Origin of the sequence: Oceanobacillus bengalensis, assembly GCF_003628445.1 — a bacterium.
Lineage (GTDB): Bacteria > Bacillota > Bacilli > Bacillales > Amphibacillaceae > Oceanobacillus > Oceanobacillus bengalensis.
The window spans coordinates 36660-48950 of record NZ_RBZO01000003.1; the positions used below are offsets into that span (position 1 = coordinate 36660).

Sequence of the window (12291 nt, forward strand, 5' to 3'; positions counted from 1 at the left end):
GTGCTCCCACATCTCCTAGTAATGCTTCACAGTGTAGTTTCTCCGAGCGAGGGAAGTTCACTCAGCGAAGTACTTTACTACGGCGCCTCATCCAGGCACGTGAAAACTACGTATATTTCCTACACTAGATTAGTGCACTGTTCATCTTTAGAGTAAACACTTTAGTTATGTCCCAGCCTCTTATCAAAAGAGGTGATAAATTTTTGGTATGAAAATGATAAGACCAATAATTACGGCAGTTATTGCAGCTACAAGCACCGCTCCTGCCGCAACATCCTTGATAAATTTTGCTTGAGGATGTATTTCAGGTTTAAAATAATCAACCATTCTTTCCATCACACTGTTTATCACTTCTGTTACCAGAACTTGACCGACAACTAAAACAATAATAGCCCATTCCAATGTTGACAACTTAACAATAAGTCCAGCGATAAAAACAAATAGCGCAGCGAAAAGATGGATACGAAAATTAAGTTCCGTTTTAAAGACCTGTTCAAGTCCATTCCAAGCGTGTATGAAACCAATACGCCTTTTCTTACCTTTCAAGACCAAATTCACCTAGTATTTCTTCTTGTTTTGTGAACATTACCTTCTCTTCGTCCTTTTCCATATGATCATATCCTAATAAATGGAGTAATCCATGTACAGAAAGGAAACCTAATTCTCTTTGAAAAGAATGGTTATATTCTTCAGCCTGTTCAATTGTTTTATCAATAGATATAATGATATCACCAAGTGTTACTGGGAGATCCTCACCGATGATTTCCATCTCTCCATCAACAGACTCCTGCATGGCAAATGAAATAACATCCGTTGGGGTATCTTTTTGTCTATAATTTTTGTTAATCTCTCTAATTTCTTCATTCGTAACAAAATTCACCGACACTTCCGCTTCACTTGGAACATTCTCTCTTTCCGCAGCAAATTGTAGCAAACGTTCTAGCAAATCAATATCAGCTGCAGCGACTTTATTTGTATTATCTTGAAAATCAATATTCATTTATTTTTCCTCCTTTGCAGGGTACTGTATACGCGAATGAAAGATTCCTTTTAGCGTCTCACAGATTGTTCTCTGAATTCGTTTTAACTCTTTTAAGGTTAATGGACTTTCATCTAGTTGACCATCAGTCATTCTGTCACTAATGATTGATGCAACAATTTCTTCAATTTTTTCCTCTGTAGGCTCTTTAAGAGAACGCACTGCTGCTTCAACACTGTCACAGATGCAAATAATGGCCGCTTCACTTGTCTGTGGTTTAGGACCTGGATACCTAAAATCAGATTCTTTAACATTTACATTATTTTCCTTCTCTTTATAATAAAAGTATTTTAGTAAAGTTGAGCCGTGATGCTGTTTAGCAATATCAATGATTTCCTTTGGCATTTTATGTTTCTTCAAGAGTTCTGCTCCATCATAAGGATGATTAATAATGATCTTCGCACTCTCCTTTGGATCGATGAAATCATGTGGATTGCGTATTGATAATTGATTTTCTATAAAATAATGTGGCTTAACCGTCTTCCCAATATCATGGTAATAAGCACCAACTCGTGCCAAAAGGCCATTAGCACCGATAGACTCACAAGCTGTCTCACTTAAATTAGCTACCATAACAGAATGATGGTATGTACCTGGTGCTTCTGTTAAAATTTTCTTTAATAAAGGCTGATTCGGATTAGACAGTTGAAGTAACTTTGTATCCGACAATATCCCTAAACCTGTTTCAAAGAAAGGTAACAAACCTATTGCTAAAACAGCAGAAAGAAATGCAGATGCAAAAGCAAAACTAGAGTAAATTAATAAGTCAACAAAGGCATATTTTTCAAAGGATAGCAATAGAAATAATAGTACCGTAACAATATTTATAACAGTTATTCCAATACCAGTCTTTAATATAGCCGTTCTATCTTTTACATTCGTTAAAAAGAAAATACTAGCAAATTGCGAAAAAAGAAAATACGTACCAGCTTCAGAATTTAACGCACCAGCTATTTCCCCATTGAAGATTATACTACCTAGAATAGAGAAAAGTATAGCAAAAATAAACGCTAACCTCTCATGTATTAACAGTTTTAATAGCAATGCACCCGTCGCAATTGGCACGATGAAATACAGCTTGCTTTCATCCGTTGCAAACAAGCTAACAATCTTCATTAAAGAGACACTCAATATCGTAACAGAAACAATCGTAATAAGCTTCCTTGTGTCAAGGTTATTTTTTCTTTTCACCGTATTCAGTTCTAATGCCATAAACAAGCATATTAAGATGATTAAGAAACCCAATCCAAGGAGAGGATAAATATTTCCCTCATTATCAAGCACGCCCACCAATTCGAGCCGATTATATATTTCATTCGTTATTGTCTGGCCTTCTCTTACGATAACCTCTCCAGCACGAATCATTACAGGTGCAACACCACTAGCCGCCTCTTTTCTTGCTTCACTCGTCTCTTCTACATCAAAAAATGAATTTTCCACAACTGCAAAATGACTTAAATCCTGTAATGGGGATTTAAAGTCCTCATCTAATGTAGCAAATTTGATGGCCTCATTCACATTAGCAATTGCTGTTTGGATGTTTTCCGTCCTAACCCCGTTATTCAGTGTTTCTTCTACAGCTTCAATCAATACTGTACGTCCAGCTTCCCGGTCCTCCTTAGGGATATTAATTAACTGAATCAAGGTTTGATTCTTTACGGACGCAACAATATTTTCTGATAAGATATTTTTTAGACGCTCGACAATCGCTTCTTCAGTAAAAGGAGAAACGATGTCATCATCTTCCTTTTCCCTTTCAACATTGGCTTCCTCCTCAACAGTTGAAATCGCCTCAAAAATTTCATTTATGTAATTAATCTGTTCCTGTGTAATTTCATTATTAATATTATATCGGTCAACAACGGATTGAACGGTTTCTCTCGTTTTCCTTTCCGTTTCTTGTTCGTTTTCAATGGTGATTGGAGAACGAATTGTTTCTGTTGCCATACTAAATCGATCAATATTGTATGTTTTTGTATGTACATTATTAAAAGTGAGTAAAAATATGAAGATTCCAACAAAAATGGTAGAAAGAAGGATTAACAGCCAACTATCTCTTTTTTTAAATAACGATTGCATCTTTTTCTTCTTCATTCGTATCCCTCCTTTTTTAGACAGATGATATAGAAATAAGACCCAACATATCTATTAGGGTCCTATTTCTATAATGTTCTTCATTAATTACTTGTATCGTATGCTTCAATTATTTTTTGTACCAGTGGATGTCTGACGACGTCTGTTTGGCTTAGATGGATGTGAGAAATCCCATCTACATTAGTAAGCAACTGCTCTGCTACTTGGAGTCCACTTGTTACACCTTTGGGTAAATCGATTTGTGTAATATCACCAGTAATAACCATCTTCGACCCAAATCCTAAGCGTGTAAGAAACATTTTCATTTGGGCAGAGGTAGTATTCTGTGCTTCATCAAGAATTACAAATGCATCATCTAACGTACGACCACGCATATATGCAAGAGGCGCTATCTCAATCGTTTCTCGTTCAATTAAACGAAGTGTATGTTCTGCACCTAAAACGTCATGTAGGGCATCGTATAACGGCCTTAAGTACGGATCTACTTTCTCTTTTAAATCCCCAGGTAAAAATCCTAGACTTTCTCCAGCTTCAACAGCAGGTCTTGTTAGGATGATACGCTTTACTGATCCATTTTTTAATGCATGAACCGCCATTACCACAGCAAGATACGTTTTTCCAGTACCAGCGGGTCCGATTCCAAAGACGAGGTCGTTTGCTTTAATCGCATTAATATATTTTTTTTGTCCAAGTGTTTTTACACGAATGGATTTTCCTTTTACGTTTTTCGTTATTTCATCCTCAAATAGTGTTTCTAATTGGTTTATCTTTCCCTTTTTAGCTAAATCTACAGCGTATACAATATCTCGCTCCGAAATGACGATCCCTTTTTTAATTACAGTTAAAAGTGTTACTAAGATTTCCTGTACCAGAGAAATTTCCTGTTCTTTACCTGATACACGAACTAACTCCCCTCTAGTTACAATAGAGACATTTAATTGTTTTTCAAGTATTTTTAGATGCCTATCATTTGCACCGAATAAAGCTAATGCATCATTTGGATTAGATAAATGTAAGTCAATCTCTGTTAAGTTCTCAGGCATAATCAGTCTCCTTGATTTATAGGTTGTATCTCTACAATATTTTCCTCAGCAGTAATGTATATAGTCATTCTAACTTTACCATCTTCTATACTTTCGTGCAAAACTTTTTCTGACAATATTTTTGCATCTGGACCTAATCGTAAAAGAAGTTCCGATTTTGCTTGTTCAATACCAATCTGTACAGCTTCCTCTCTTGTTCTTTCATCCTGATAATATTTCTTTTCACTCAGTATATTGTCCACTATTTTTATTGGCATTTCCCATTTAAAGAAATGAATAGGCTTCTCTATTATTTCATAATGAACATTTTCAAATGTTGGCTTACCAAATCCCCATACTGGCACATTAAGACCTGCAATTTGTACATAATATTTTTTCTCTTTATTACCTGTTAGCTCTTCATAGTTATATTCAAGTGGAATGGTAACATCTACTTCATACCATGTTTTTGCTCTTATTTCCCCTTCTGCTGGAACGATATCAAACTGCTTGTCCTCTTTTTCGTCATCTTCTTCATTATTTTCTGCTACTTTAAGCGCACCAGAAACTAATAGATCACCAGGTTCAACATAATCATTTACTTTTACCATTGGAAGTCCCTTTGCAACATACATGTTTTGAATAACGCCTTTTTTTGTTGCAATTAAATTTCTCGGTTGGTTCGGTTCCTCTTCTTTAACAATTAATTTTTCGACTCCTTCAAGGTAATAAGTTGTCCCTTTTTGATTCACACCGACCCACAGCAACTCTGGAACATCTTTAACTAGTTTTTGCTGTATCGTATTTGGTGAGTCGAGTGAAAGAATCCAAGCCCCCTTATGAATACCATAATTTGTTAATTGTTTACTAATCTTTTCTTCAATATCTTTTGGTACACCTGTTATTTTTACATCCCATATTATATTTGATAAAAAAATAACAAGTAAGAAACTTAATATTAGGCTTATTAACAAAGGTTTTCGATTCATAAAACGCTTAAAAAGAAAAGGGTAGCCTTTTTTATCAATAAAGTATAATTTATATTTTGACCCTCTAATTAATTTTCTTGCCGTGCGTATATCAGCTACCTTAATGTTCCCCTCACAAGTGTCTTCTGCTATTTTTCTTATATTCCAAACCGTAATACCGTGACTCGTGCATCTTTGAAAGAACATTTCTGGTTTGGTGCCTTTCACTGAAATGGTAACATATCCTGTTAAGTAAGTTCCTTGTACTTGTCTCATTTCCTCCTCCTATATGTATCTATTCTGGAATAAATTTAATATCAGAGATTGTACCTTCTAGTAAAATCTCTTCTGGTAACATCATTTTCAAAACAAATTCTTTTCCAATTATTTGGACGTAGCCTTTATTAATTTTTAATTTAAGTTCCTTTTCTGAATATGTTGCTAATCCTTGATGATTTTCAATATAAACATGGATTTGACCTATAATTGTAATGCGGGGCAATTCAAGGATCACATCAGAAGGAAGTGCAAAAGAATTTATTAATAAGGATCTTACATGCTGCCTGAACTTTTTCACGTATGCATCCCCCTCTCATATTCATATTATGAAAGGAATAATTAGATAAGAACTGACTAGGAAAATCTGTTGGTGAAAGATAAAAAAATAATAAAGGGGGATGTGCCGTTTGATTTGGCTCGTAATTAATATAAAATTGTTGAGTAACGAAAATTAACACTCTGTAAAGCTCTCGCACACTCTTATGACTGTAATGAGCAGCAGAATACTTCGCTTTCTGGAACAGGATGATAGAGGAAAACCCTTTCCTTAGGCCGCAATTTATATCTTTTGAGGAAAAAATTAACCTGTAAAAATTAAAAACCCCCACAATGACTACAAATGCGTCATTGTGGGGGGGTGTTTGTTTATTATTTTATTTTTCTTTCTTCAATAACACTACGATATGGTTTAGTTGCACGAGGTGGACCTAGTACCTCTGCCATAATAATTCCTTGTATTAAACCTTTTTTGCTCAGATTATTACTTATTTCCTCCTTCAGCTTCACTTGGTCACGTGATAACTGTTCAACAGGATTATGAATAGAACGATTGTCAAATGCATAATGACTACTATCTTTCATTCTTTGCTGACTGATGTCTTCAAAGGAATGAATGGATTTTGTTTTTAATTGACCAGCCAACCGATCCAATTGTTCCTTCTTCTGTTCGTCCACAGATAGCGTAACCGTTGGTTGTTTTCGTTCAACAGGAGTTTGACTTCTTTTACTCGTTTGGTACCCACCAGAAGGAGTTGGAGTAGGTCTTGGTTGATTCGTTTTTTTCTCTTTCTTCTCCTCTTCCTTTTTGCCAAACAAACCGAAGATTCCAGAAAGAATGACTAAAATGATGAAAAAATTATCAAAAATCCACTCCATCCAACCCCTCCTTTTCAATTAAATGTGTAAAATTAATCCTTATCATGTTCATCATTGTCTTTAGTTAATTTACCAATCGTATCACGCATGTCAGTATCTGCATTAATATTTTGGTAATTTAAATAGTCCATGACTCCCATTTTACCTGATCGTAATGCTTCAGCAAGTGCCAATGGTACATCTGCTTCCGCTTCCACAACCTTCGCACGCATTTCCTGAACACGGGCGACCATTTCCTGTTCTTGCGCTACAGCCATCGCACGACGTTCTTCTGCTTTCGCTTGTGCAATGTTCTTGTCTGCTTCTGCTTGATCCGTTTGTAAGATAGCACCAATGTTTTTACCGATATCAACATCCGCAATATCAATCGACAGAATTTCAAATGCCGTTCCTGCATCTAGTCCTTTTGCTAAAACTGTATGAGAAATCATATCAGGATTTTCTAACACTTTTGCGTGGGTCTCGGAACTACCAATTGTACTAACAACACCCTCACCAACACGGGCAATGATTGTTTCCTCACCAGCACCACCGACTAAACGATCAATGTTTGCTCTAACTGTTATTCTTGCTTTTGCTTTTACTTCGATCCCATCAATCGCAATACCAGCAATAAATGGTGTTTCGATTACTTTTGGATTTACACTCATTTGTACAGCTTCTAAAACATCACGCCCAGCTAAATCAATCGCTGCTGCCCTTTCAAATGTTAATTCGATGTTCGCACGATGTGCAGCAATTAACGCATTTACAACGCGATCAACATTACCACCTGCTAAATAATGACTTTCCAGTTGATTTGTCGATACATTAAGTCCAGCCTTATGTGCTTTAATTAATGGGCTAATTACACGGTTTGGAACAACTCGACGTAAACGCATACCAATTAATGTAAATATACTAACTTTAACTCCTGCCGCTAGGGCACTAATCCATAGTGCTACAGGAATAAATGTGAACAATATTGCTACCGCAATTAAGATAACCCCGATAATGATCACGGGTAATAAAAACTCCATATCCATATAAATTTCCTCCAATTATACTTATTTTAATTCCCTTACAACGACGCGCACTCCTTCTACCTTAACAACTTTAATCGGCGAGTCTTTGTCAATAAAAGTTCCTTCAGAAATGACGTCAATTCGTTCCTTATCGAATTCTCCAGTGCCTGATGGTCTAAGCGGCGTAATTGCCGTCCCTTCTAATCCGATTAATTCTAAGCGATTTACAGCAGATACATAACCTAATTCAGTCTTCGTGCTATCCTTTAAGATGATGTGCCTAAAAACTCCCTTATCCAAGCCTATTCTCTTAAATAATACGATACTGGCGATCACTGCAACAACAAAGGCAATACTAATACTTAGCGTCATTTGTCCAATATCATACCCTGACATGAGCAAGGACCCAATAATGGCCCCAATACCCAATAGACCAACAATACCACCAGGAACAAAGAATTCCGCAATAATAAGTATGACTCCTAGTACAAGTAGAATTATTGCTTCCATACCAGCAAGTCCTGCAACAATATGTCCATAGAAAAATAATATTAGTGCTGTAAGCCCCATTATTCCTGGTACACCAAACCCTGGAGAATAAAGTTCCACAATTAACCCGAGACTAGCAACAGAAAGGAGAATGGAATATACGACTGGATTTGTCAGGAATCTAGCAACTTCTTCGGCTAGGGATGGCTCTGTTTCGACAACTGTGGCATTAGATAAACCCAATTCATGCAATAATTCTACACGATCATCAACAATTCCTTCTGCATATCCTACTTCAACCGCATCATTTGGCCCAAGGGTTAGAAATTTCCCTTCAGGAGCCCCATATTCAGGCAAATCAATACTTGCATCCGCCATCGCAATAGCATAAAGTGGATCTCTACCATTAGACTGTGCAGCAGAACTCATTTTCTCTATCCAAGCTGACTGTGCTTTCTCATCAGCTGCTGTCCCATCTCCATTGATAACGCCACTAGCACCCATCGTTGCGTGAGGTACAAAATAAATATTATCTGTGTTTAGCGCAATATAAGAACCTGCTGATAATGCTTCATTAATAATAAACGAAGTAGTTGGAACTTCCAAGCTTTGTAAGAGAGTAGCGATTTGACCTGCTGAATCTACTCTTCCACCTGGAGTGTCAATTTCAAAAATGATGTGATCAGCTCCAGACTCTATAGCCTCCTCGGAGGACCTTTTTAAAAAGGCTTCAAGACCTCGTTCAACTTCTCTTTCAACTGGAATAACGTAAACTAAATTACCACTACCATCTTCAGCATGCGTTTCTACATCTTCAATATGAATAAAAGGGATCAAAAGAAGAAATCCGATGAAAGTTATGTAGAATAATGTACGTTTTCTCCACTGCAAATTTTATCACCCCCTTATATCCTTTATTTTACTTACGGATTTCTCTTGGAAAAGGTTTCACTTTGCTAAAAACTCTCAGGAAACAAAACTCTCTAACTTGATACTACCACATCCAGCATGGCAAAAGAAAATTTATTGATATACTCCCCACCTAAAAAAATATATATACATAACAAGAAAAAATCTAAGGGGATATTATAAAAATTAAATTTTTCAGGAATACAATCGAATAAATCGCTATTAAAAAAGAAAAGATTCTCAACCGTGTAGGTCAAGAATCTTTTCTTTAAAATTAATTTAATAGTTGTAAAACAACTTCTTTTATTTGAGAACCGTCTGCCTTCCCTTTTACTTTTGGCATAACAGCACTCATAACTTTACCCATATCTTTTTTCGAAGTAGCATTAACATCCTGAATCGTTTCCTGAACGATTTTTGAAAGTTCTTCTTTCGATAACTGTTCAGGCATGTACTTTTTGACAATAGACAATTCAGTCTCTACTTTATTAACAAGATCTTCGCGACCAGCTGATTTGAATTCTTGGAGGGAATCTTTTCTTTGTTTGACCTCTCTAGACAGAATCGTTAACTCTTCATCTTCTGAAAGGGTATCTTTTCCAAGTTTAATTGATTCATTCTGTATGGAAGCTTTAATCATGCGAATGACACTTAGAGATTCTTTATCTTTGTTCTTCATCGCTTGCTTCATATCTTGGTTTAAAGTTTCTAGTAGTGACATGCTCTAAGCACCTTCTTTAGAATTTACGCTTTCTAGCAGCTTCAGATTTCTTCTTACGTTTAACACTAGGTTTTTCATAGTGTTCACGCTTGCGATATTCCTGTAGGGTACCACTTTTTGATACACTACGTTTAAAGCGACGAAGAGCATCTTCAAGAGACTCGTTTTTACGAACGCGAGTTGTATTTGACATGCTAATTTCCCTCCCTCCGAAGCATAAAACAAAATTATACGGGCATATGTAAAGACCTTTCACATGCCTTTATAAAGTATAATATAATACTAGAAATTGGTCAACTGATTATTTAATGAAAACTAACTTAGATTCAGTTGCTTTTACATCAGCAAACAGATATTATTAATCGCTTGTTCCTTTGCTTCCACTAATAATAGCGCTACCAGACGTTACACCAAGTATAGATTAACCCCTACAGATGCATGCTCTTTTGACTCCACTAACCGTTTGCGTAATTTGAGCTTTCGTTGTTACCGGTTTAAGTAAGGTATGGTCAATATATTTTCCAGGTCTCGATTCACACATTAGCTTTCCTATACATCTGATGATGTTATGGATTCTTCAAAATGATAGGAGATGCTTGCTAATGCATAGATAGCAGCAGTTTCAGTCCGAAGAATTCTAGGACCTAGGCGCACAGGGTGAAAGGCATTTTGCTTTAATTGTTCAGCCTCTGAATTAGAAAAGCCACCTTCAGGCCCAATAATTATTAACAGGCTATCATTTTTATTTGTATTATTTAAAACTTCTCCAAATGATTGGTAGTAGTCCGTTTTTGCTTCTTCTTCATAAGCAAAAATTCTTATATCGTAAGACGAACTAAACTGAATCAAATCCCTGAGATCCATTGGTGATAGAACTTCTGGGATTTGATTTCGATGACTTTGTTCACTTGCTTCTTTTACAATTTTTTTGAATCGAATTAATTTCTTATCGACCTTTTTATTATCCCACACGACAACAGACCTATCCGATTTAAAAGGTATAAATTTAGCTGCTCCAAGTTCTGTTCCTTTTTGCAATACATAATCAAATTTGTCTCCTTTTGGAATCCCTTGGGCAATTGTTACCTGGACAGGAAGTTCAACTGTTTCATCTAGCCAGTCTAAGATTTTTGCTTCAACTTTTGTTGCTTGAATATCCACAATTTCACATAATGCTGCATTAGATTGGTCATTATTACAAATTATTTTATCTCCAACTTTAAATCGCATAACTTTAATCATGTGGTGAACATCTTCACCTTGAATAGTAACGTTCAGTTCACTCCATGCATCTGTCGGTATAAAGTATCGTTGCAAAACACGCACCTACTTTTTAAGCTTTCTTTGCAACCATTGAGACCCAGTCTTCCATCTCATTTATTGCAACAATTTCAAATCCCTGTTTAAGGAGTTTCTCCTTAACTAATTGTTTCTTATTTTGGATGATACCAGATGTAATGAATAATCCACCATCCGCTAGATTATTCCACGCATCATCTATAAAGCGAACAATGATTTCTGCTAAAATATTAGAAACAATAATATCTGCCTTCTCATTGACATGGTCTAATAAATTATTTTGTTTTGCAATAATTCTTTCATGTAATTTATTAACTTTTGCATTTAGTTTCGTACTTTTTACTGCAACTTCATCTAAATCATATGCATATACTTTCTCTGCACCTAACATCACAGATGCGATACTTAACACACCAGAGCCACTTCCTACATCAATGACAATGTCGCCTTTATTCATGTACTGTTCCAATGCTTGGATACTTAGCACTGTAGTAGGATGTGTGCCAGTTCCAAAAGCCATTCCTGGGTCTAATTCAATAATTAATTCATCGCTGTCTACAGGTGTATATTCTTCCCATGTCGGTGTAATTGTAATTCGCTTCGATATTTTCACTGGTTTATAATATTTCTTCCATGCAGTTGCCCATTCCTCTTCATTTACTTCAGATAATGTCACTTGATTCTCACCGATGTCAATATCATAAACCAATAAGTTATTAATCGCTTGTTTAATTTCATCCACCGTTTCGCCCAGGAAACTATTAACAGGAAGATAAGCTTTGATTCTGACACCCTCTTTTGGATAGTCATTCGGATCTAGCTCATAGATTTCTCCAAATTGTGTTTCTCTATCTATTACTAAATCTAACGGATCTTCAATTACAAGTCCACTGGCGCCAGTTTCATGTAGGATGTTCGAGATTGGTTCAATTGCTTCATTTGTTGTTAATATAGAAATTTCCGACCAATTCATATTGATTCACCCATTCTTTAGGAATTCGATTATGTACGAAGGGGTTGAGACAAAAAGTGTTTTTAATATAGAAAATCCGAATTTGTTCTAAAAATATACCCGCAACGGAAATATACTTTGCTTTCCACAGGCGGCTGATGAGCCCCTTCGTGTAGGTGCGCCAGCGTCTACTAGTAAGGCTACGGAGTAAGGTTCCTCGGCGCAAGGCATTGAAGGAGTTTCTCAAAGTAGAAGCCTCACTACGCTGTCTCATCTAGGCCATCCCTTCCTGTGGGAGTCTACGTATATTTCCTCCGCTAAGGTAGTAAAACGTTCAATTATACTGATAAACACTTAGCT

At 36.2% G+C, this 12291-nt stretch carries 13 protein-coding genes; all 13 read right to left on the reverse strand.

Features of this window, described 5'->3' with window-relative positions:
* Positions 1-183: 183 nt before the first annotated feature.
* The gene (locus D8M05_RS02885; protein WP_245985166.1) at positions 184-546 is read right to left on the reverse strand and encodes a diacylglycerol kinase family protein; all 363 of its coding nucleotides are present in this window, start codon (positions 544-546) and stop codon (positions 184-186) included.
* Complete coding sequence (gene ybeY, locus D8M05_RS02890; RefSeq protein WP_121128462.1) at positions 536-1000, reverse strand: rRNA maturation RNase YbeY; 465 nt, start codon at positions 998-1000, stop codon at positions 536-538. Before ybeY ends, D8M05_RS02885 begins: the two co-directional genes overlap by 11 nt.
* On the reverse strand, positions 1001-3133 hold the full coding sequence (locus D8M05_RS02895) for an HD family phosphohydrolase (RefSeq protein WP_121128464.1): 2133 nt from the start codon (positions 3131-3133) through the stop codon (positions 1001-1003).
* 83 nt (positions 3134-3216) lie between these two features.
* Positions 3217-4176 carry a PhoH family protein gene (locus tag D8M05_RS02900; RefSeq protein WP_121128466.1) on the reverse strand — a complete coding sequence of 320 codons (960 nt, stop codon included), beginning with the start codon at positions 4174-4176 and terminating at the stop codon, positions 3217-3219.
* 2 nt (positions 4177-4178) lie between these two features.
* Positions 4179-5399: a sporulation protein YqfD gene (gene yqfD, locus D8M05_RS02905; RefSeq protein WP_121128468.1), complete on the reverse strand. Its 1221-nt coding sequence runs from the start codon at positions 5397-5399 to the stop codon at positions 4179-4181.
* 19 nt (positions 5400-5418) lie between these two features.
* Positions 5419-5700 (reverse strand): sporulation protein YqfC, encoded by a 282-nt coding sequence (gene yqfC / locus D8M05_RS02910; RefSeq protein ID WP_121128470.1) that lies wholly within the window; start codon positions 5698-5700, stop codon positions 5419-5421.
* Positions 5701-6050: 350 nt separating this feature from the next.
* Complete coding sequence (locus D8M05_RS02915; RefSeq protein WP_121128472.1) at positions 6051-6557, reverse strand: hypothetical protein; 507 nt, start codon at positions 6555-6557, stop codon at positions 6051-6053.
* A gap of 32 nt (positions 6558-6589) precedes the next feature.
* Positions 6590-7582, reverse strand: coding sequence for a flotillin-like protein FloA (floA, locus tag D8M05_RS02920; protein WP_121128474.1), 993 nt, complete (start codon positions 7580-7582; stop codon positions 6590-6592).
* 21 nt (positions 7583-7603) lie between these two features.
* Positions 7604-8941, reverse strand: a complete 1338-nt coding sequence (locus D8M05_RS02925; RefSeq protein ID WP_121128476.1) for an NfeD family protein — start codon at positions 8939-8941, stop codon at positions 7604-7606.
* A gap of 292 nt (positions 8942-9233) precedes the next feature.
* Positions 9234-9680: a GatB/YqeY domain-containing protein gene (locus D8M05_RS02930; RefSeq protein WP_121128478.1), complete on the reverse strand. Its 447-nt coding sequence runs from the start codon at positions 9678-9680 to the stop codon at positions 9234-9236.
* Between the two features lie 16 nt (positions 9681-9696).
* Positions 9697-9873, reverse strand: a complete 177-nt coding sequence (gene rpsU / locus D8M05_RS02935; RefSeq protein ID WP_010650937.1) for a 30S ribosomal protein S21 — start codon at positions 9871-9873, stop codon at positions 9697-9699.
* A gap of 356 nt (positions 9874-10229) precedes the next feature.
* A complete protein-coding gene (locus tag D8M05_RS02940; RefSeq protein WP_121128480.1) occupies positions 10230-10997 on the reverse strand; it encodes a 16S rRNA (uracil(1498)-N(3))-methyltransferase in 768 nt (255 codons plus the stop codon).
* A gap of 16 nt (positions 10998-11013) precedes the next feature.
* Complete coding sequence (prmA, locus tag D8M05_RS02945; RefSeq protein ID WP_121128482.1) at positions 11014-11952, reverse strand: 50S ribosomal protein L11 methyltransferase; 939 nt, start codon at positions 11950-11952, stop codon at positions 11014-11016.
* Positions 11953-12291: the final 339 nt, after the last annotated feature.